The organism is Streptomyces sp. NPDC057682 (assembly GCF_042799575.1).
Lineage (GTDB): Bacteria > Actinomycetota > Actinomycetes > Streptomycetales > Streptomycetaceae > Streptomyces.
The window spans coordinates 88,095-112,137 of the sequence record NZ_JBHVIN010000019.1; the positions used below are offsets into that span (position 1 = coordinate 88,095).

The window sequence follows — 24,043 nt, forward strand, 5'->3', positions numbered from 1 at the left end:
TCAGTCCTCCTGGTGGGAAGGGGTGGTGTCACCGGCGCGGCCGGTGGCGTGGGCGGTCGGGGCCGCGGGCGCGGCTCCGGTGGTGCGAGGGGTGTCGGCGCCGGCCGGGCCGGTTCCGGTGGCTTCGGCGATCCGGGCGGCGAGGACCGGCCCGATCTGGGCGAGTGAGCCCGGCCGGGTCATGTGGTCGTGCCGGGTGGTGACCTCGTGGGACTCGATCCGCCCGGTGAGGTACGGGGCCCAGTGCTCCGGCCGGGCGTCGTTGGCCTCCCGGTCGATCGTGGAGTTGAAGAGCAGCAGGTCGCCGTGGTGCGTGCCGGGGACGAAGTCCACCGCCAGCTTCGAGTTGTTGATCATGATGTCGACGATCACCGCGACCTGCCGCTCGTTCAGCCCGGCCAGCGCGCTGCCGCGCCGGTTGAGGACTTCGGCGACCTCGGCGTAGGTGATCTCGCGGTCGCCCAGCTCGGCCGGGTCGACGTCGAGCACCCCGACGAGCACGTCCCGCACGGTGGGCACCGGCTCGTCGGCGAGGCCCGCGTCCTTGACGGGGTAGGCGTCGAGGATCGCCAGCAGCGCGGTCCGTTCGCCGCGTGCGTGCAGTTCGCAGGCGAGCGCGTGGGCGATGAGCCCGCCGGCGGACCAGCCGAGCAGCAGGTACGGGCCCTGCGGCTGGACCTTCTGGATGTGGTCGGCGTAGTCGGCGGCCATCTCCTCGTACGAGGCGGGCAGTTGCTCGGGCCGGCCGAGGCCGCGTGCCTGGAGGGCGTACACCGGGTGCTGCGGGCCGAGGTGGTTGAGCAGTCCGCTGTACGACCAGCTGATGCCGCCGCCCGGGTGGACGCAGAACAGCGGGGTGCCCGTCCCGGTGCTGCGCAGCGGCAGCAGGACGTCGAGCGCGTCGTCCGGGTTGTTCATGGCCAGGCGTTCGGTCAGTCCGGCCACGGTCGGCGCCTCGAAGAGCATCCGCAGCCCCAGTTCCAGGCCGAGGGTCTCGCGGACCCGGGCGGCCAGCCGGGCGGCCAGCAGCGAGTGGCCGCCCAGGTCGAAGAAGCCGTCGTCGATGCCGACGTGCTCCCGGCCCAGGACCTCGGCGAACAGCCCGCACAGCAACTGCTCCTGCGGGGTGCGGGGGCCGCGCCCGGCGCCCGCACCCCCGTACTCGGGGGCGGGCAGGGCGGCGCGGTCGAGCTTGCCGTTGGCCGTCAGGGGCAGTGCGTCCACGGTGACGAAGGCCGCCGGGATCATGTAGTCGGGCAGTTCGCGGCGGAGCCGGCCGGTCAGTTCGGCCGGTTCGGGCGCGCTGTCGGGGGCGGCCACCAGGTAGGCGACGAGACGCTTGTCGCCGGGCCGGTCCTCACGGGCGACGACGGCGGCCTGGGCGATTCCCGGGCAGCCCGTCAGGACCGCCTCGATCTCGCCGGGTTCGATCCGCTGGCCGCGCAGTTTGACCTGGTGGTCGGCGCGGCCGGCGAACTCCAGGGTGCCGTCGGGGAGCCACCAGGCGAGGTCGCCGGTGCGGTACATCCGGCTCCCCTCCGGTCCGTACGGGTCGGCGGTGAAGCGCTCGGCCGTCAGACCGGGCCGGCCGAGGTAGCCGCGGGCCACCCCCGTCCCGGCGAGGTACAGCTCACCGACCATGCCCACCGGCAGCGGCCGCAGCCGGTCGTCGAGGACGTAGGCGCGCATGTTCGCCATCGGTCCGCCGATCGGCACGGTGGCGGCGTTGTCCGCGAGGGCGTGCACGGGGTGGCGGGCGGCCAGGGTGGTGGCCTCGGTGGGGCCGTATCCGTTGACGACCTCGATGCCGGGGCAGGCGGCGCGGACCCGGGCGACGGCGGCCGGGGAGACGACGTCGCCGCCGGTCCACACCTCGCGCACCCCGGCCAGCAGTCCGGGCCGTTCCTCGGCGACGAGCCGGAAGAGTCCGGCGGTCAGCCAGAGTCCGGTGACCCCGCCCTCGGCGACGGTGTGCTGGAGCAGGTCGAGGTCGAGCTGCTCGGGCGGGGCGACGACGATCCGGCCGCCGTTCAGCAGCGGCACCCACAGCTCGTACGTCGACAGGTCGAAGGCCGTCGGGGAGTGCATCAGCACCCGCTCGTGACCGCCGCCGTGCCATTCGGGGGTGAGGGCGAGACCGACGACGTCCTGGTGGGTGACGGCGACGCCCTTGGGCCGGCCGGTCGAACCGGAGGTGTACATGATGTACGCCAACTGCTCGGGGACGCACGGCACATCGGCGGGCTCCGCGCCGCCCTCCCCGGATTCCTCCAGGGCGGTGAGCACCTCGCGGGTGAGGACCAGGGCGGCTCCGCTCTCCCGCATGATCAGGTCGATGCGGGAGGCGGGGAAGCGCGCGTCGAGCGGGACATAGGCGCCGCCCGCCCGGAGAACCGCCAGGATGGCCACGACGAGGTCCGCCGAGCGGTCCAGCAGGACGGCGACGGGGGTCTCGGGCCGCACCCCCTGCCGGACGAGCGCTCCGGCGAGCCGGGCGGAGCGTCGGTCCAGTTCGGCGTAGCTGAGCACGGTGTCGCCCGCCACCACGGCGACCGCGTCCGGGGTGGCCCGGACCTGCCGGGCGAACAGCTCGGTCACCGAGGCGCGCGGCAGCGGGGCGGCGGTGTCGTTGAATTCATGCAGCAGTCGGTGGCGTTCGTCCCCGGACAGCAGGTCGATCGAGCCGATGGGCAGGTCCGGGTCGGTGACGGCCGCGCGCAGCAGCCGCACCCAGCGGGCGAACAGCGTCTCGACGGTGTCCGGGTCGAACAGGTCGGTGGCGAACTCGACCGCGCCGACGAGTCCGGCGGCGCCGCCGTCCGCGTGGAACCGCTCGGCCAGGCTGAAGGTCAGGTCGACGCGGGCGGTGCCGGTGGGCGCCTCCACATGGCCGGTCTCCAGCCCCGGCAGGGCGAAGTCGCCGAGCGGGGCGTTCTGCAGGGCCAGCATGATCTGGAAGAGCGGGTGGTGGGCGAGCGAGCGCACCGGGTTGGCGACCTCGACCAGGTATTCGAAGGGCACGTCCTGGTGGTCGTAGGCGGCGAGGGCCTTCTGCCGGACCCGGCCGATCAGTTCGCCGAAGCCGGGGTCGCCCGCGGTGTCGGTGCGCAGCACCAGGGTGTTGACGAAGAAGCCGACGAGTTCGTCCAGGGCCTGGTCGGTGCGGCCGGCGATCGGGCTGCCGACCGGGATGTCCGTTCCGGCGCCGAGCCGGGTGAGGAGCGCGGCCAGACCGGCCTGGAGGACCATGAACATGCTGGCTCCGTGCGCGGTGGCCAGTTCGCGCAGCGCCTGGTGGAGTTCGGCGTCGACGGCGACCACGACGCGGCTGCCCCGCTGGGAGGCGACCGGCGGCCTGGGCCGGTCGGCGGCCACCAGCAACTGCTGCGGGATCCCCGTCAGTTCCTCCTTCCAGTAGGCGAGCTGGCGGGCGAACAGGCTGTCCGGGTCGTCGGTGTCGCCGAGCAGATCGCGCTGCCAGCCGGTGTAGTCGGCGTACTGCACGGGCAGCGGGGACCAGCCCGGCTCCTCGCCCAGGCGGCGCGCGGCGTAGGCGGTCGCGAGGTCGGCGGAGAGCGGGCCCATGGACCAGCCGTCGGCGGCGATGTGGTGGACGACGACGAGGAGGACGTGCCGGTCGGGTGCGAGCGCGTACAGCTCGGCGCGCACGGGCGGTTCGCCGGCCAGGTCGAAGCCGCGGCGGGCGGTCTCGGCCAGCCGCGCGGCCAGTGCGCTCTCCTCGATGTCGGTGACCGGGAGGGCGGGCCGGGCCCGGTCGGCGCTCAGCACGATCTGGTACGGCACGCCGTCGCTCTCGCGGAAGACGGTGCGCAGGCTCTCGTGCCGGGCCACGACGTCCCCGAGCGCGGCGGCCAGCGCGGCCCGGTCGAGGTCGCCGGTCAGGGTCAGCGCGAGCGGCATGTTGTACGTGGCGCTCGGACCGTCCATACGGTGGAGGAACCACAGGCGGCGCTGGGCGAAGGACAGCTCGACGTGCGCGGGGCGCGGCCGGGCGGTCAGCGCGGGCCGCGCGGTGCCGGAGCCGTCGAGACGGGCGGCGAGGGCGGCCACGGTCGGCGTCTCGAACAGGGTGCGGACCTCCAGTTCCGCGCCGAGCGTCGCCCGGACCCGGGCGGCGAGCCGGGTCGCCAGCAGGGAGTGCCCGCCGAGGTCGAAGAAGCTGTCGTCGACACCGACCCGGGCGAGGCCGAGCACTTCGGCGAAGAGTCCGGCCAGGAGTTGTTCCTGCGGGGTGCGCGGGGCCCGTCCGGCGACGGCCGGGCCCAGGTCGGGGGCGGGCAGCGCGCGCCGGTCGAGCTTGCCGCTGGCCGTCAGCGGCAGGGTGTCCAGCGCGACGAACGCGGACGGGACCAGATAGTCGGGAAGCCGTCCGCCCAGCCATTCCCGGAGGTCCCCGACGAGCGCCCCGGTGCCCCGGGCCGCGGTGGGCCGGTTGGTGAGCGCGGTGACCGGGCGGGTGGGGGTGCCGGTGGGCCGGTAGGGCTCGACGGGGGCGCCCCGGTCGGTTCCGGGGCCGACGAGGACGACGTCCAGGGCGTCGGGCTCGGTGGCCGACCAGGTGACGGAGACCCGGCGGCCGTGGGCGAGGCCGAGGGTGTGGAAGTCCTCCGGGTCGGGGAGGCCGCCCTCGTCGGGGGCGTGCAGCCGCTCGACGAGGTCGGTCAGCGGGGTGTCGCCGGTGTGCAGATCGCGGGCGAGTGCGGCTTCCCGGACGACGCGGCGGTTCGGCACCCCGGTGATCCGCAGGGTGCCGTCCGGTTCGGCGGCGAGCAGGTCCGCCAGTTCGGCGGTGCCGGTGAGCCGGCGGCCCCAGGCCAGTTCGGTGGTTCCCGCGGGGTCCGCGGCCGGGGCGGCGGGGGTCTTGCGCAGGGTCACGTCGTAGCGGTAGCGGGTCAGTTCGTTGTGGTGGTGGCCGCGCTTGATCTCGATGTCCACGGCCCCGATGTCCGTGTTCCGGTCACGCAGGACGGTGAACAGGTCCGGGTCGACGAGGAGTTCCTTCTCGACCCGGACGGTCTGCTCGACGGCACGGCGTACGGCCGCGCGGTCGGTGGTCCCCTCGGTGCGGTGGAGCTGGACGGCGGTGGCGAGGGAGCGCAGAAGTCGCGGGTTGCGTACGTCGCCGACGAAGAGCGCGCCGCCGGGGGCGAGGAGCCCCATGAGCCGTTCGACGACGTCCACGAGGTAGTCGGCGGACGGGAAGTACTGCACCACCGAGTTGATGACGACGGTGTCGAAGCCGCCTTCGGGCAGTCCTCCGGTGTCGTGCGCCGGACGGGTCTGGAGCACGACGCGTCCCGCCAGGTCCTCCCGGGCGGCGACCTGTGCGGTGAGCGCGTCGATCGCGGTGGCGGAGAAGTCGGTGGCCCAGTAGGAGTCGCAGTGCGGTGCGATCTGCGAGAGCAGGAGTCCGGTGCCGACGCCGATCTCCAGGACCCGGCGCGGGTTCAGCTCCAGGATGCGGGCGACGGTGGCGTCCCGCCATTCCCGCATCTGCTCGACGGGGATCGGCCTTCCGTCGTAACTGCTGTTCCAGCCGACGAAGTTCTGGCCGAACGCCGCTTCCTCGGCGGCGAGGGGCAGCGCGTCGTAGATGTCCTGCCACTCGCCCACGTGGTCGGCCTCGACGGCGTCGTCCCGGACGGTGTCCCGGTGCGGGACGACATAGCCGACGAGGCGGTCGTCCTGGGCGAGGACGACGGCCCGGTCGACGGCGGGGTGCTCGGTCAGGGCGGCCTCGATCTCGCCAGGCTCGACGCGGAAGCCGCGCACCTTGACCTGGTCGTCGGCGCGGCCGGCGTACTCCAGCGCGCCGTCGGCGAGCCAGCGCACCAGGTCCCCGGTGCGGTACATCCGCTCGCCGTCCGCGAAGGGGCTGGCGACGAACCGTCCGGCGGTGAGGCCGGGCCGGTCCAGATAGCCGCGCGCCAGACCGGCGCCCGCCACGTACAGCTCACCGGCGACGCCCGGCGGCACCGGCCGGAGCCGGTCGTCCAGGACGTACACCCGGGCGTTGGCGATCGGCCGGCCGATCGGCGGGGCGCCGGAGCCGGGGGTGAGCGGGTCGCTCATGGTCGCGCAGACGGTGGTCTCCGTCGGCCCGTACGCGTTGATCATGCGCCGGTCTCCGGCCCACCGGTCGACCAGTTCGGGCGGGCAGGCCTCACCGGCCACCACGAGCGTGGACACGGTCACCGAGCCGTCGGGCACGGCGGCGAGGACGGACGGGGGCACCGTCGCGTGGGTGACGCGCAGACCGGGGTCGGTCAGCGCGGACAGGGGTTCGGCGGCCGGGGGCAGCACGAGGGCGGCGCCGCTCAGCAGGGCGGTGCAGATCTCGGAGACCGAGGCGTCGAAGCTGGGCGAGGCGAACTGGAGGACGCGGCTGCCGGGTTCGATCGCGAAGCGCTCGATCTGCGCGGCGACGAGGCTGGCCACACCGTGGTGGCTGACGACGACGCCCTTGGGGCGTCCGGTGGAACCGGAGGTGTAGATCACGTACGCCGGATGCCGCACATCGAGAGCGACCCGCGGATCGGTGTCCGGCCACTCCCCCGCACCCACCGCCGACGGATCATCGACGACCAGCACCGGCCGCGCATCGTCCAGCATGTACGCGATCCGCGCCTTCGGATACGACGGATCGACCGGCAGATACGCCGCCCCCGCCTTCAGCACACCGAGCACAGCGACCACGGACTCCACGGAGCGCGGCAGCGCCACCGCGACGACTCGCTCGGGCCCCACTCCCTGGGCGATCAGCGCACGCGCGAACCGGTTGGCCCACGCGTCCAGCTCGCGGTACGTCAGCTCCCTGCCGTCGCCCACCAGGGCCACCGCATCGGGCGTGGCCGCCGCCTGCGCGGCGAAGGCCTGCGGGACGGGTACGGCAGCCACCTCGCGCGCGGTCGCGTTGCCGCGTTCCAGCAGTTGCCGGCGTTCCTCGGCGTCGAGGAGGTCGATGCGTCCGATGGGCCGGGCGGGGTCGTCGGTGATCGCTTCCAGCAGTAGGATCCAGCGCCGGACGAGGGTCTCGACGGTCGCGCGGTCGAACAGGTCGGTGGCGTACTCCACCGCGCCGGCGATCCCCGCGGGCGTCCCGTCCGGGGCGAACCGCTCGGCGAGGCTGAAGCCGAGGTCGAATTTGGCGGTGCGCGTCGCCACCGCGCCGGTGGCCACGTCCAGTCCGGGCAGCGAGAACCGGCCCATCGGGGCGTTCTGCACGGCCAGGACGGTCTGGAACAGCGGGTGGTGCGACAGCGACCGCGAGGGGTTGAGCACTTCCACCAGGTGCTCGAAGGGCACGTCCTGGTGGGCGTACGCGGACAGGGCCGTCTCCCGCACCCGGCCGAGGAGTTCATCGAATCCGGGATCGCCGCTGGTGTCGGTGCGCAGGACCAGCGTGTTCACGAAGAACCCGACGAGATCGTCCAACGCCTCATCGGTACGCCCCGCGATCGGACTCCCGATCGGAATGTCCGTCCCGGCACCCAGCCGCGTGTACAACGCGGCCAACGCCGCCTGCAGCACCATGAACAGACTCGCGCCCGAACGCCGCGCCAGGCCTGTGAGCGCGGCGTGCAGCTCCGGGGTCAGTTCCATTCCGACGTGGTCGCCGTGCCGGCCCGCGACGGCCGGACGGGGCCGGTCGGTGGGGAGCCGGAGCAGGTCGGGGAGGTCGGCGAGCTGGTGCTTCCAGTAGTCGAGCTGCTCGGCGAAGCGGCTCTCCGGGTCGGCGGCGTCGCCGAGGAGTTCGCGCTGCCACAGGGTGTAGTCGGCGTACTGGACGGGCAGCCGGGACCAGTCGGGGTCCCGGTGCTCGCAGCGGGCGGCGTACGCCTCGGCGAGGTCGCGGGCGAGGGGCCCGGTGGACCAGCCGTCGCCGGCGATGTGGTGCATCACCAGGAGCAGGACGTGCTCGTCCGGGGCGAGGGCGAACAGCTCGGCCCGCAGCGGCAGGTCCGCAGCCAGGTCGAACGGCCGCTGGGCGGACTCGGCGAGCCGCTCGGGCAGTTCGGCGGGCGAGGTCGCGGTCAGCGGGAGCGGGGGCCGGACCCCGGCCGGGTCCAGGACGCGCTGGCAGGGAACGCCGTCGCTCTCCCGGAACACCGTCCGCAGGCTCTCGTGCCGGGCCACCACATCGGCGAGGGCCCCCTCCAGGGCGTCCCGGTCGAGCGTTCCTGTGAGCTGGAGCGAGAGCGGGATGTGGTAGGTCGCTGCCTCCTCGTCCATGCGGTGCAGGAACCAGAGGCGGCGCTGCGCGAAGGAGAGCGGCACCGCGTCGGGCCGCTGCCGCGCGGTCAGTGCCGGGCGGGCGCGGCCGGCGTCCGAGAGCGCCCGTGCCAGGCCGGCCACCGTGGGCGTCCGGAACAGCGCGCGCAGCCCCAGCTCCACGCCGAGCGCCGAACGCACCCGGGCGACCAGGCGGGTGGCGAGCAGCGAGTGCCCGCCCAGCTCGAAGAAGTCCTCGTCCACCCCGGCCCGCGGCAGCCCCAGCACCTCCGCGAACAACTCGCACAGAATCTGCTCCTGCGGCGTACGCGGCGCACGCCCCACCCCCACCGAAGCCGCCTCCGGCACCGGCAACGCCGCCCGGTCCAACTTCCCGTTCGGCGTCAACGGCAGCACCTCCAGCACCACGAACGCGGAAGGGACGAGGTAGTCCGGAAGCCGGTCGCGCAGGTGCGCGGCCAGGTCCTCGGGGCGCACGGCGCTTCCGGGGCGGGGCACGGCGTAGCCGATGAGCCGGTCGTCCCGGGCGAGGACGGCGGCGCGGGCCACGTCGGGGTGCTCGGCCAGCGCGGCCTCGACCTCGCCGAGTTCGACGCGGAAGCCGCGCACCTTGACCTGGTCGTCGGCGCGGCCGACGTACTCCAGCTCGCCGTCGGTCCTGCGGCGCACCACGTCTCCGGTTCGGTACATCCGCTCGCCGTCCGCGAAGGGGCTGGCGACGAACCGTCCGGCGGTGAGGCCGGGCCGGTCCAGATAGCCGCGCGCCAGACCGGGTCCGGCGACGTACAGCTCACCGGCGACGCCCGGCGGGACGACGCGCAGCCGTTCGTCGAGCACATGGACGCGGAATCCGGCGACCGCCCGGCCGATCGGCGGGACGCCGGAGCCGGGGGTGAGCGGGTCGCTCATGGTCGCGCAGACGGTGGTCTCCGTCGGCCCGTACGCGTTGATCATCCGGCGGTCGCCGGCCCAGCGGGCCACCAGTTCGGGCGCGCAGGCCTCCCCGGCCACCACGAGGGTGCCGGCCGTGACGTCGGCGCTCTCCAGGGCGGCCAGGGCGGAGGGCGGAAGGGTCACATGAGTGACGTCGAGCCGTCGGTCGGTCAGGGCCTCCAGCGGGTTGGCGGCCGGGGCGAGGACGAGGGCGGCGCCGGTGAGGACGGCGCTGCACAGGTCCCAGAAGGACGCGTCGAAGCTGGGCGAGGCGAACTGGAGCACCCGGCTGCCGGGGCCGACGCCGAGCCGAGCCGTCTGGGCGGCCACCAGCCCCGACACACCGTGGTGGGTGACGACGACGCCCTTGGGGCGTCCGGTGGAACCGGAGGTGTAGATCACGTACGCCGGATGCCGCACATCGAGAGCGACCCGCGGATCGGTGTCCGGCCACTCCCCCGCACCCACCGCCGACGGATCGTCCACGACCAGCACCGGCCGCGCGTCCTCCAGCATGTACGCGATCCGCGCCTTCGGATACGACGGATCGACCGGCAGATACGCCGCCCCCGCCTTCAGCACACCCAGCACCGCCACGACCGACTCCACCGAACGCGGCAGCGCCACCGCGACGACCCGCTCGGGTCCCACCCCCTGGGCGATCAGCGCGTGCGCGAACCGGTTGGCCCACGCGTCCAGCTCGCGGTACGTCAGCTCCCTGCCGTCGCCCACCAGGGCCACCGCATCAGGCGTGGCCGCCGCCTGCGCGGCCAGCAGGACCGGGAGTGTTTCGGCGGGCGTGGTGGGGGCGGGGGCGGGCAGCAGGTCCCTCCGCTCCGCGTCGGTGAGCAGGTCGACGCGGCTGATCGGCAGGTCCGGGTCGGCGGCGACGGCGGCGAGCAGCCGGGTCCAGCGGCCGACCAGGGACTCGACCGTGGCCGCGTCGAACAGGTCGGTGCTGTACTCGACCGCGCCGCTGATCCCCGCCGGGCTGCCGTCGGGGCCGTGCTGCTCCGCGAGACCGAAGGTCAGGTCGAGCCGTGCGGTCTCGGTGGGCAGGGCGACGCCCGACACCCGCAGTCCGGGCAGGTCGAAATCGCCGCCGGGGGCGTTCTGCACGACCAGCCCGGTCTGCACGAGCGGGTGGTGGGAGAGCGACCGGGAGGGGTTGAGGACTTCCACCAGGTGCTCGAAGGGCACGTCCTGGTGCGTGTACGCGGACAGGGCCGTCTCCCGCACCCGGCCCAGGAGTTCGGCGAAACCGGGATCGCCGCTGGTGTCGGTGCGCAGGACCAGCGTGTTCACGAAGAACCCGACGAGATCGTCCAACGCCTCATCGGTACGCCCCGCGATCGGACTCCCGATCGGAATGTCCGTCCCCGCGCCCAGCCGCGTGTACAACGCGGCCAGCGCCGCCTGGAGCACCATGAACAGACTCGCGCCCGAACGCCGCGCCAGCCGGGCGAGGGAGGCGTGGAGTCCGGCGTCGATGCGCAGTTCCAGTAGACCGCCGGCGTACGACATCACGGCCGGGCGGGGGCGGTCGGCGGGCAGCTGGAGCTGTTCCGGGAGCCCGGCCAACGTCTCCTTCCAGTACGCGACCTGGCGGGCGAACAGGCTGTCCGCGTCGTTCTCGTCGCCCAGGATCTCGTGCTGCCACAGCGTGTAGTCGGCATAGGTGACCGGCAGCGGGGGCCAGGCGGGGGCGCCGCCGCCCTGCCGGGTGGTGTAGGCGGTGGCCAGGTCGCGGGCGAGCGGTCCCATGGACCAGCCGTCGCCGACGATGTGGTGCATCACCAGGAGCAGGATGTGCTCGTCCGGGGCAAGGGCCAGGAGTTCGGCGCGCAGCGGGACGTCCGAGGAGAGGTCGAAGCCGCGCACCGCCGCCTCGCGCAGCAGGGCGGGCACCTCGGCCTCGCCCGCCGGGCGGACGGTCAGCTCCACGGCGACCTCGGCCGGGTCCAGCACCCGCTGGTGCGGAACGCCGGCGACCTGCGGGAACACCGTGCGCAGCGTCTCGTGCCGGGTGACCACGTCCCCGAGCGCGGCGCTCAGGGCGGCGCGGTCGAGGTCGCCGGAGAGCCGCAGGGCCAGCGGCATGTGATAGGTGGCGCTGGGTGCGCCGAACTGCTGGAGGAACCAGAGCCTGCGCTGGGCGAACGACAGCGGCATCGGTTCGCGTCGGGGGCGCGGCACCAGGGCCTGCCGTGCGGTGGCGGCGTCGCGCAGTCCGGCGGCGAGCCCGGCGGGCGTCGGCGTACGGAACAGCGCGCGCAGCTCCAGTTCGACGCCGAGGGCGGCGCGGACCCGGGAGACGAGCCGGGTGGCGAGCAGCGAGTGCCCGCCCAGCTCGAAGAAGTCCTCGTCCACCCCGGCCCGTGGCAGCCCCAGCACCTCCGCGAACAACTCGCACAGAATCTGCTCCTGCGGCGTACGCGGCGCGCGCCCCGCCCCCACGGGAACCACCTCCGGCGCCGGCAGCGCCGCCCGGTCCAGCTTCCCGTTCGGCGTCAACGGCAGCACCTCCAGCACCACGAACGCGGAGGGGACCATGTAGTCGGGCAGCAGGGACCGCAGATGGGCGGCGAGCGCCGGGGTCGTGGCCGGTTCCTGGGCCGACGGCACGACGTAGGCGACGATCCTGGTCTCGTTCCGCTCCTCGCGGGCGAGCACGGCGGCCTGGGCGACGCCCGGGTGCGCGGTCAGCTCGGCCTCGATCTCGCCGGGTTCGATACGGAAACCGCGGACCTTGACCTGGTGGTCGACGCGGCCGGCGAACTCCAGCTCGCCGTCGGCGCGCCAGCGGACCAGGTCTCCGGTGCGGTACATCAGCGCGCCGGGCGGACCGTAGGGGTCGGCGACGAAGCGGGAGGCGGTGAGGCCGGGACGGTTCAGATAGCCGCGCGCCAGACCGGCTCCCGCGAGATACAGCTCTCCCAGGACGCCGGGGGCCACCGGGCTCAGCGCCGCGTCCAGGACATAGGCGCGGCAGTTGTCGACGGGGCGGCCGATCGGGACGGGCTGCGGGCAGTCGGCCGGGTCGTCCGGCAGCGCGTAGGCGGTGATCACATGGGTCTCGGCGGGCCCGTAGTGGTTGTGCAGGGCGCGGTGGCCCGGCCGGCGGGCCTGGAGCCGGCGCAGCGCTCCGCCGAGCCGCATCGCCTCGCCGGCCTGGGCGACGACGCGCAGGTGCGGCAGGTCGAGACCGGCCTCGTCGGCGGCCTCGGCCAGGGCCTCGATCACCAGGTCGGGCGCGAACAGCTCCCCCACCTCGTGCCGGTCCAGCCAGTGGGCGAACAGTTCGGCGCTGCGCCGCTGCTCCTCGGTCGGCACGACGAGGGTCTTCCCGTACAGCAGCGCGGAGAGCATCTCCTGCACGGAGACGTCGAAGCTGATCGCGGTGAACTGCGCGGTGCGGGTGCCCGGTGCGCCGCCGACGGTGCGGTGGTGCCAGTCGAGCAGGTTGAGCAGGCCGGAGGCGGGCATCACCACGGCCTTGGGGCGGCCGGTGGAGCCGGAGGTGTAGATCACGTACGCCGGGTGGCGCGGGTCGGCGGCGGTGTGCGGGTCGTGTTCCGGCAGGTCCCCGTCGGGCGCGGCGTCGGCGAGGTCGTCCAGGACGACGGCGGGCCGGGCGTCGTCGAGCATGTACGCGATGCGGGCGGCCGGGTATCCGGGGTCGACCGGGAGGTACGCGGCGCCCGTCTTGAGGACGGCGAGCACGGCGACGACGAGTTCGGCGGAGCGCGGCAGCCGCAGCGCGACGACCTGCTCCGGACCGACACCGCGCGCGATCAGCGCGTGGGCGAGGCGGTTGGCGCGGCGGTCCAGTTCGCGGTACGTGAGGACGGTGTCCTCGAAGACGACCGCCGGGGCGTCCGGGGTCTCCCGGACCCGGGCCGCGAACAGTCCGGGGAGGGAGGCGACGGGCACCGGGGCCGCGGTGTCGTTGCGCGTGACCAGCAGGTCGTGGCGTTCCTCCGCGGTGAGCACGTCGATCCGGCTCAGCGGGCGGTCCGGGTCCGCCGCGACCGCGGCGAGGAGCCGCAGCCAGCGGGCGACCAGCGTCTCGACCGTGGCGGGGTCGAACAGGTCGGCGCTGTACTCGACGCGTCCGGTGATGCCCTCGGCCGTCCCCCCGTCGGAGCGCTCCAGCAGGTGGAAGCCCAGGTCGAACATGGCCGTGGGGGTCCGGACGAGCAGCACCTCGGAGCGCAGCCCGTGCAGGGCGAACGTGGTGCGGGGCACGTTCTGCAGGGCCAGCAGCACCTGGAACAGGGGCTGGCGGGCGAGCGACCGGGACGGGTTGAGGGCTTCGACGACGTGCTCGAACGGCAGGTCCTGGTGGGCGTAGGCGCCGAGGGCGTCCTCCCGGACCCGGACCAGCAGATCGGCGAAGGTCGGGTCGCCGCTGGTGTCGGTGCGCAGGACCAGTGTGTTGACGAAGAAGCCGACGAGATCGTCCAGGGCCTCGTCGGTACGTCCGGCGATCAGGCTGCCGACGGGGATGTCGCTGCCGGCGCCGAGTTTGGACAGCAGGGCCGCCAGGGCGGCCTGGAGGACCATGTAGACGCTGGATCCGTGGGCGCGGCCCAGCCGTACGAGCGCCGCGTGGAGTTCCGCGTCGAGTTCGACGGGGAGCTGCCCGCCCCGGTAGGTGGTGGTCGCGGGGCGGGCCCGGTCGGCGGGCAGCGGGATCTGCTCGGGCAGTCCGGCCAGCTTCTCCGTCCAGTAGGCGGTCTGGCGAGCGGACTCGCTCTCCGGGTCCTCGCGGTCCCCGAGGATCCGGTCGTGCCACAGGGTGTAGTCGGCGTACTGCACGGGCAGCGGGGACCAGTCCGGCTCCCCGCCCCGGCAGCGCGCCTCGTAGGCGGTGGCCAGGTCGGCGGCGAGCGGGGCCAGGGACCAGCCGTCCCCGGCGATGTGGTGGAGCACCAGGAGCAGGACGTGCTCCTCGGGGGCGAGGGCGAACAGCTCGGCGCGCAGCGGCGGTTCGACGGCCAGGTCGAAGCCGCGGGCGGCGGAAGCGGCGAGCAGCCCGGCCAGCGCGTCCTCGTCGGCCGGGGTGACCGGCAGCCCGGGGCGTACCGCTCCGGCGTCCAGCACCCACTGGTAGGGGGTGCCGTCGGAGGCGGGGAAAACGGTGCGCAGGGTTTCGTGACGGTCGACGAGGTCGCCGATCGCCTCGGTCAGGGCCGCGTGGTCCAGGGGGCCGGAGAGCCGCCAGGCGAGCGGCATGTTGTAGACGGAACCGGTGTCCTCCAGCTGGCGCAGGAACCACAGGCGGCGCTGGGCGTCGGAGAGGGGCAGCCGTTCGGGGCGGGTGGCGGGGACGAGGGCGGGGCGGGCCTGTCCGGCGGCGTCGAGTCCGGCGGCCAGTCCGGCGACCGTCGGGGTGCGGAACAGGGCGTGCAGGGCCAGCTCGACGCCGAGCGTGGTGCGGACCCGGGCGACGAGCCGGGTGGCGAGCAGCGAGTGCCCGCCCAGCTCGAAGAAGTCGTCGTCCACGCCGACCCGGGGCAGCCCCAGGACTTCGGCGAACAGCCCGGCCAGCACGTGTTCCTGAGGGGTGCGCGGTTCGCGTCCGCCGCCGGTGGCGGTGGGGTCGGGTTCGGGCAGGGCGCGCCGGTCGAGTTTGCCGTTGGCGTTCAGCGGCAGTGCGTCGAGGGCGAGGAAGGCGGCGGGCACCATGTAATCGGGCAGCCGCTCGCGCAGATGGGCGCGCAGGTCCTCCGGGCGGAGTGCGGCGCCGGGGACGGGCACCGGGTAGGCGACGAGCCGGGGGTCGTGTCCCCGGTCCTCGCGGACGACCACAGCGGCCCGGCGGACCTTCGGGTGTTCGGCGAGCGCGGTCTCGATCTCGCCGAGTTCGATGCGGAAGCCGCGCACCTTGACCTGGTCGTCGGTGCGGCCGAGGAAGTGCAGGTTGCCGTCGGCGCCCCAGCGGACCAGGTCGCCGGTGCGGTACATCCGGGTGCCCGCGGGTCCGGAGGGGTCGGCGACGAAGCGGCCGGCGGTGAGCCCCGGGCGGTTGAGGTAGCCGCGTCCCAGGCCCGCTCCGGCGATGTACAGCTCGCCGGGCACGCCCGTGGGGACGGGGCGCAGGGCGGCGTCCAGGACGTGCAGCCGGACGCCGGCGAGCGGCCGGCCGATCACCTCGTGCGGGCTGGAGTCCAGGGGCGCGACGACGGAGTCGACGGTGCATTCGGAGGGGCCGTAGCAGTTCAGCGCGGCCACCCCGTCGGTGGTGCGCAGCCGTTCCCACAGCGACTCCGGGACGGCCTCGCCGCCCAGCCCGATCCCCATCGGCCGCTCCAGCAGCCCGTGTTCGACGAGGACCTGGAGGTAGGAGGGGGTGCCCCCGATGAAGTCCAGTCCGGCGCGGGCCGCGTAGGCGACGGCGGCGTCGGGGTCGGTCCAGGTCTCCTCGTCGAGGACGTGGAGCTCGTGGCCGGCGAAGAGGGCGAGGAGCTGGTCGCAGGAGGCGTCGAAGGACACCGAGGTGGTCAGGGCGATCCGCCGGGGCTCCCCGGACGGCCGCGCGAGATACGTCCGCCGGTGGTGGGCGAACAGGTTGAGGAGACCGCCGTGGGTGGCCACGACGCCCTTGGGGCGGCCGGTGGAGCCGGAGGTGTAGATGACGTAGACCGGGTGGGCGGGGTCGATGACCGCTCCGGGGTCGGTGGCCGGGCGGCCGGAGAGCCGTGCGGCCGTCTCCTCCTCGTCGAGGACCAGCCAGGAGGCGGACGCGGTCTCGGGAAGGGCGCTCCGGGTCCGGGTGTCGGTCAGGCCCAGGGTGGGGCGGGCGTCGTCCAGGAGGTACGCGATGCGGGCCTCGGGATAGGCCGGGTCGACCGGTACGTACGCCGCCCCGGTCTTCATCACCGCGAGGATCGCCACGACCAGCTCGGCCGACCTCGGCAACGCCACCGCCACCAGCCGCTCCGGACCCGCACCCCGAGCGATCAGTTCGTGCGCCAGCCGGTTCGCCCGAGCGTCCAGCTCCGCATACGTCCACGACGCCTCCGGCCCCACCACCGCCACCGCGTCCGGCGCCTCCACCACCCGCGCCCGGAACACCTCCGGCAGGCTCTCGTTCCCGGTCTCAAGGGCCGGGCCGGTGCCGAGGGCCGTCAGCGCGGCCCGCTCCTCGGCGGCGAGAAGGCCGTAGCGGCTGAGCGGGCGTCCGGGGTCGGTGAAGACGGCGCGGAGCAGGCGCACCCAGCGCGTGACCATCAGCTCGACGGTGGCCGGGTCGTAGAGGTCGCTCGCGAACTCGACGAAGCCGTCGATCCCCTCCGGGGTGCCGTCGCCGCCGTGCCGTTCGGCCAGGGTGAAAACCAGGTCGAGCTTGGCGGTGGTCGTCGTCGGCGGCAGCTCGGCGGTGCGCAGACCGGCCGGGGCGAAGTCGGCCCGGGGGGTGTTCTGGAGGACCAGCATCACCTGGAACAGCGGGTGGTGGGCCAGCGAGCGGACCGGATTCAGCGCCTCGACCAGGTACTCGAACGGCAGGTCCTGGTGGGCGTACCCGGCCAGGGAGGTGTCCCGGACCCGGCCGAGCAGTTCGGCGAACGTGGGGTCGCCGGAGGTGTCGGTGCGGAACACCAGGGTGTTGACGAAGTAGCCGACGAGATCGTCCAGCGCCTCGTCGGTCCGGCCGGCGACGGGGCTGCCGACCGGGATGTCGTCACCGGCGCCGAGCTTGCCGAGCAGCGCGGCGAGACCGGCCTGGAGCACCATGAACAAACTGGTTCCGTGCGTCCGGGCGAGTTCCCGCAGACCGGTGTGGAGTTCGGCGTCCAGGTCCGCGCGCACGAAGCCGCCCCGGTGGGTGGCGACGGCCGGACGGGGCCGGTCGGTGGGCAGTTCGACGCACTCGGGGAGCCGGGCCAGCTGCCGGGTCCAGTACGCCGCCTGACCGGCGAGGAGGCTGTCGGGGTCGGTGGCGTCGCCGAGGAGCGCGTGCTGCCAGAGGGTGTAGTCGGCGTACTGGACCGGCAGGTCCGCCCAGTCCGGTGCCTCGCCCCGGCAGCGGGCCGCGTAGGCGGTGGTCAGGCCCTGGGTGAGCGGGCCGAGCGACCAGCCGTCCCCGGCGATGTGGTGCAGCACCAGCTGGAGGACGTGCTCGTCGGGGGCGAGCGCGAACAACTCGGCGCGCAGCGGCGGTTCGGCCGCCAGGTCGAAGGGGCGGGCCTTGGCGCGTTCCAGCAGGGCGGGCAGCTCGTCCTCGGTGGCGGGGGTCACCCGCAGGACCGGGCGGGCCGTTCCCGGGTCCAGGATCCGCTGGTGGGGCGTCCCGTCCACCGACGGGAAGACGGTGCGCAGGCTCTCGTGCCGTGCGGTCAGGTCCGCGAGTGCGGCTTCGAGGGCGGGGCGGTCCAGCTCACCGAAGAGCCGCCAGGCGGGGGCGATGTGGTAGTTGGTGCCGGAGCCCTCCAGCTGGTGCAGGAACCAGAGGCGCCGCTGGGCGAAGGAGAGCGGGACCGTCTCGGGCCTGGGCCGGGGGGTCAGCGCCTGCTGGGCGGTGCGGGCACCCGCGAGGGCCGCCGCGACACCGGCCGGGGTCGGGGTCTCGAACAGGGTCCGCAGGTCCAGCTCCACGCCGAGGGTGGCGCGGACCCGGGCGGCGAGACGGGTGGCGAGCAGCGAGTGCCCGCCGAGGTCGAAGAAGCTGTCGTCGGCGCCGGCCTCGGAGACGCCCAGGACCTCGGCGAACAGCTCGCACAGGACCTGTTCCCGGGCGGTGCGCGGGGCGCGTCCGGTCCCGGCGGGGGCGAGGTCGGGCTCCGGCAGGGCGCGCCGGTCGAGCTTGCCGTTGCCGGTGAGCGGCAGGGCCTCCAGCGTGACGAATGCGGCCGGGACCATGTGCTCCGGCAGCCGCTCGCGCAGGGCCGCGCGCAGGGCGGCGGGGCGGGGGGCGGTGCCGGGGGCGGGCACCAGATAGGCGACGAGCCGGGTGTCGTCGGCGCGGTCCCGCCGGGCGACCACGGCGGCTTGGGCGAGGTCGGGGTGGTCGAGCAGCGCCGCCTCGATCTCGCCGAGTTCGATGCGGAAGCCGCGGACCTTGACCTGCTGGTCGGCGCGGCCCACGTAGTGCAGACCGCCGTCCTCCGCGCGGCGCACCACGTCGCCGCTGCGGTACATCCGGTCCCCCGGCGCGCCGAACGGGTCGGCGACGAACCGTCCGGCGGTCAGACCGGGACGGTCCAGATAGCCGCGCGCCAGGCCCGCCCCGGCGACGTACAGCTCCCCCGGCACACCCGGCGGCACCGGGCGCAGACCGCCGTCGAGGACATACGTCCGCAGGTCCGGGAGGCCGGTGCCGATCCGGCCCGCGGGGGCCGGCGCGCGGTCGAGCGCGGCGTGCGTGACGTGCACCGTGGTCTCGGTGATGCCGTACATGTTGACCAGGCGCGGGGCGTTCTCGGCGTGGCGCTCGTACCAACTGGCGAGCCGCGCGTGCTCCAGTGCCTCGCCGCCGAACACCACGGTGCGCAGGGCGAGCCGGCTCCCGGTCTCCGGGTCCTCCTCGTCGGCGCGCATCAGCGGGTAGAAGGCGGACGGTGTCTGGTTGAGGACGGTGACGCCCTCGCGGGCGAGGAGTTCCAGGAAGCGGCCGGGCTCGCGGCTGGTCGCGTGGTCGACGACGACCAGCCGGCCGCCGTACAGCAGCGCGCCCCACAGCTCCCAGACGGAGAAGTCGAAGGCGTAGGAGTGGAAGAGGGTCCAGACGTCGTCGGTGGTGAAGCCGAACAGGTCCTCGGTGGTGTCGAAGAGGCGCAGCACGTTGCGGTGCGGGACGACGACGCCCTTCGGGTCTCCGGTGGATCCGGAGGTGTGGATGACGTACGCGGCGTGACCGGGGTCGACGCGGAGCTCCGGGTCGGTCGCGGGGTACGTGTCGGGACCGGCGGTGTCCAGGAGCAGCCGGTCCACGCCGTCGGCTCCCGGCAGTTCGCCGGTGGCGGCCGTGGTCACGAGCAGCGAGGGCCTGGTGTCGGCCAGCAGATAGGCGATACGGGCGGCGGGGTAGCCCGGGTCCACCGGGACGTAGGCCGCGCCCGCCTTGAGGACGGCGAGGACGGCCACGACCAGGTCGGCCGAACGGGGCAGGGCCAGGGCGACCAGGTCCTCGGGGCCCGTGCCCCGTGCGGTCAGGGCGTGCGCGAGCCGGTTGGCGCGGGCGTTCAGCTCCCCGTACGTCAGCCGCTCCGCCCCGTCCGTGACCGCGATCGCGGCCGGGTTCTCCCGGACCCGCCGTTCGAACAGCGTGGTGAGGGAGACGTCGGGCAGCCTGCGGGCGGGGGCCTCCGGGGCGGGGAACAGGGCGTGGATCTCGTCGTCGGACAGCAGGTCCACCTGGGCGACGCGGCGGCCCGGTTCGGCCACGACGGCGCGCAGCAGCCGCAGCCAGCGCTCCACGATCGCGGCCGCCGCGGGGGCGTCGAACAGATCGGTGCTGTACTCCAGGACGCCGGTGAGTCCGTCGGTCCGCTCGGCCAGGACGAACGTCAGGTCGCACTTGGCCGTGCCGGTGGGGACGAGATCGGCGGCCACGGTCAGCCCCGGCAGGTCGAACGCGCCGAGCGGGGCGTTCTGCAGGGTCAGCATGGTCTGGAACAGCGGGTGGTGCGCCAGGGTCCTGGACGGGTTCAGTGCCTCGACCAGGTGCTCGAAGGGCACGTCCTGGTGGGCGTAGGCGGCGAGCGCGTCGGCGCGCACCCGGCCGAGGAGGTCGCTGAACGACGGGTCGCCGGACAGGTCGGCGCGCAGCACCAGCGTGTTGACGAAGAAGCCGACGAGATCGTCCAGCGCCTCGTCGGTGCGGCCGGCGACGGGAGTGCCGACCGGGATGTCGTCACCGGCGCCGAGCTTGTGCAGCAGGGCGGCCAGTCCGGCCTGGAGGACCATGAAGAGACTGGTCCCGTGCGTACGGGCGATCTCCCGCAGACCCGCGTGCAGTTCGGTGTCGATGTGCAGCGGGAGCTGGGCGCCCCGGTAGCTCATCACGGCGGGCCGGGGCCGGACGAAGGGCAGTTCCAGCTGGGCCGGGAGGTCGGCGAGGCGGTCCTTCCAGTAGGCGAGCTGGGTGTTCAGCAGGCTGTCCGGGTCGCCGCCGTCGCCGAGGAGGTCGCGCTGCCAGAGGGTGTAGTCGGCGTACTGGACGGGCAGCGGGGACCACTGCGGTTTCGCGCCCCCGGCACGGGCGGCGTAGGCGGTCGCCAGGTCCCGGGAGAGCGGGGCGGTCGACCAGCCGTCCCCGGCGATGTGGTGGACCACCAGGAGCAGGACGTGCTCCTCGGGGCCGACCCGGAACAGCTCGGTGTGCAGGGGCGGTTCCTGGGCGAGGTCGAAGCCGTGGCGGGCCGCTTCGGCCAGTCGCCCGGCCAGCGCGGACACCTCGACCTCGGTGACGCGGGGCCGGGGACGGGCCGCGTCGGCGTCCAGCACCCGCTGGTACGGGACGCCGTCGGTGGCCGGGAACACGGTCCGCAGGCTCTCGTGGCGTTCGACGACGTCCGCGAGGGCGGCGCGGAGGGCGCGGTCGTCGAGGTGTCCGGACAGCCGCAGGGCGAGGGGGATGTTGTACGTGGCGCCGGAGCCCTCCATGCGGTGCAGGAACCAGAGGCGGCGCTGCGCGGAGGAGAGCGGGACGGTCGCGGGGCGGTCGTGTGTGGTGAGGGCGGGGCGGGCCCGGCCCGCGACGTCCACGGCGGCGGCCAGTCCGGCGACGGTCGGTGCGTCGAAGAGATCGCTGAGGCGCAGTTCCACGCCGAGGATCCCGCGGGCGCGGGCGACCAGCCGGGTGGCCAGCAGGGAGTGCCCGCCGAGGTCGAAGAAGCTCTCGTCGGCGCCGACCTCGGACACGCCGAGCAGCTCGGCGAAGAGCCCGGCGAGGAGGCGTTCGGTGGTGGTGCGCGGGGTGCGGCCGGGGGTGGCGGCCCGGTGCTCCGGTGCGGGCAGCGCGCGCCGGTCCAGTTTGCCGTTCGGGGTGAGCGGCAGGGTGTCCAGAACGACGAGGGCGGACGGCACCATGTGCGCGGGCAGGCGCTCGCGCAGGTGGTCGCGCAGTTCGGTCCCGGTCACCTCCGTGCCGGCGGCGGGCACGGCGTAGCCGACGAGCCGCGGTTCCCCTTCGGTCCGCAGGACGACGGCGGCCCGGACGATCGCGGGGTGTTCGGAGAGGACGGTCTCGATCTCGCCGAGTTCCACGCGGAAGCCGCGGACCTTGACCTGGTCGTCGGTGCGGCCGAGGAAGACGAGGGTGCCGTCCGCGTCCCTGCGCACGAGGTCGCCGGTGCGGTACATCCGGTCCCCCGGCGCGCCGAACGGGTCGGCGACGAACCGTCCGGCGGTCAGTCCGGGGCGGTGCAGATAGCCGCGCGCCAGCCCGGCCCCGGCGATGTACAGCTCGCCCGGCACCCCGGTCGGCTGCGGGCGCAGCGCGGTGTCGAGCACATGGGTCCGGGCCCGGGTGACCGGTCGGCCGATGACCGGGCGCGGGCTCGTGTCCAGGTCCGCGACCACGGAGTTGACGGTGCATTCGGAGGGCCCGTAGAGGTTGAGGCAGGTCACGCCGTCGACGGCGCGCAGCTCGTCCCAGAGTTTCTCGGGGACGGCCTCGCCGCCCACCGCCACGGTCGTCGGGCGGCGTCCGGGGTCGGCGAGCAGTCCGTGGGCGAGCAGGACCTGGAGGTAGGACGGGGTCGCTTCGACGAGGTCGATGCGGTGCTCGGCGGCGTAGCGGACGAAGGCGTCCGGGTCGGTCCAGGTGGCGTTGTCGGGGACGTGGAGTTCATGGCCGGCGAAGAGGCCGAGCAACTGGTTCCAGGAGGCGTCGAAGGACACCGAGGTGGTCAGCGCCACCCGCAGCCGCCCGCGCTCGCCGTCGCCCTGCGGGGCGTACACCCGTCGCAGGTCGGTGAGGAGGTTGAGCAGCCCGCCGTGGGTCGGGGTCACGCCCTTGGGGCGACCGGTGGAGCCGGAGGTGTGGATGACGTACGCGGGGTGGGCGGGGTCGATGACCGTCCCGGGGTCGGTGGCCGGGCGGCCGGAGAGCCGTGCGGCCGTCTCCTCCTCGTCGAGGACCAGGCGTGCCACGGAGGCTGCTCCGGGCAGCCGGGCGGCCGAGTCGGTGTCGGTGACGACCAGGGCGGGGCGGGCGTCGTCCAGGAGGTACGCGATCCGAGCCTGGGGATAGGCCGGGTCGACCGGCACGTACGCCGCACCGGTCTTCATCACCGCGAGGATCGCCACGACCAGCTCGGCCGAACGCGGCAGCGCCACCGCCACCAACCGCTCCGGACCCGCACCCCGGCCGATCAGCTCGTGCGCCAGCCGGTTCGCCCGCGCGTCCAGCTCCGCATACGTCCACGAAGCCTCCGGCCCCACCACCGCCACCGCGTCCGGCGCCTCCACCACCCGCGCCCGGAACACCTCCGGCAGGCTCCTGACGTCCTCTTCGCTCTCCGGGCCGGTGCTGCCGGGGGCCGTCAGCACCGAGGTCTCCGCGGGCGTGAGCAGATCGATGCGGCCGACGGCCACGTCGGGGTCGCAGTCGGCGACGGTGTCGAGGAGCGCGAGCAGCCGTTCCCGGTGCGCGGCGAGGACGTCGTCGGTGTGGGCCTCGGGTGCGCCGTGCAGGCGCAGGAGCGGGGGGTTGCCGTCGCGGTAGTCGAAGACCCAGACGGCGAGGTCGGTGGTCGAGCCGGAGACGAAGTGGTGCACGTCGGCGGGGTGTCCGGCGAAGGTGGGGCGGGCGTTGAAGGCCATGATATTGACGATCAGCGGGAACGCCGTGCCGATGCCACCGGGGGTGCCGAGGTCGCGCAGCAGGTCCTCGCTGCGGTAGCGCTCGTGCGCGACGGCGGCGTCGACCTCGCGGGCCGCCTGGTCGAGCAGTTCGCGCCAGGGCATTCCGGGCCGCACGGTCAGCCTCAGGGGCACGACGTTGGACAGGGTGCCGGGCACGGACATCAGATCGCGGGCGGCGCCCCGGCGGGCGGGGACGGGCAGGGCGAGCACCACGTCCCGGGCGCCGCTGAGCCGGTGGGCGTAGAGCGCGGTCGCGGCGACGACGACGCGGGACCAGCGGACTCCGGCCCGGCCGGCCGCCTCGCGCAGCGCTCCGGCGCTCCGCAGCGGCCGTTCCTCCGCCACGCGCAGGGTGCGGTGGGGGTCGGTGACGGTGGGGTCGCCGAGCCGGGTCGCGGCGGGCAGATCGGCGAAACGTTCGGTCCAGTAGGCGCGGTCGGCGGTGAAGGCGGCGGAGGACCGGTAGGCGGTGTCGCTGTCGACCAGATCGCGCAGCGTGCCGAAGGGGTTCGGCGGAACGGTGGTGCCCTCGGCCAGCGCGGAGTACACCTCGCCGACCCGTTGCCGGATCATGGAGCTGCTGATCGCGTCGAGCACGATGTGGTGGTAGTTGAGGTACCAGAGGTGTTCCGTCGCCGAGAGCCGGATCAGCGCATGGCCGAACAGCGGGTCGTGGGCGAGGTCCAGCGGGCGGGCGAGGTCCCGTTCCATCCAGGCCAGGGCGGCCGCCCGGGGGTCGGGCCCGGTGGCGAGGTCGAGGTGGGAGGGCTCCCAGTCCCAGCTCTCGCGCAGGATCTGGCGGGGGCCGTCGCCGTCGTCCGCGAAGGTGACGTGCAGGGCGTCGACCTCGTCCACGACCCGGCGCAGCGCCGTGTCGAACAGGGTCCGGTCGACGGGGCCGTGGATCTCCAGGCACTCTCCGACCCGGTAGCCGGGGATCGGCGTACGGGAGCCCTGCTCGGCGAGCCAGATCTCCCGCTGGGCCGCGGTCAGGGGCAGGACGTCGCCGTCACGACGGGACATGGGGGTACCTCCAGGAAAG

1 protein-coding gene is annotated in these 24,043 nt (G+C 74.4%); it reads right to left on the reverse strand.

The window, feature by feature from the left end:
* A complete protein-coding gene (locus ACFVDM_RS30500) occupies nt 1–24,024 on the reverse strand; it encodes a non-ribosomal peptide synthase/polyketide synthase (RefSeq protein WP_383647892.1) in 24,024 nt (8,007 codons plus the stop codon).
* Nucleotides 24,025–24,043: the final 19 nt, after the last annotated feature.

Bases quoted from the DNA above. Each gene is read 5' to 3' on its own strand.
- ACFVDM_RS30500 (WP_383647892.1), bottom strand. From the start codon at position 24,024: ATGTCCCGTCGTGACGGCGACGTCCTGCCCCTGACCGCGGCCCAGCGG.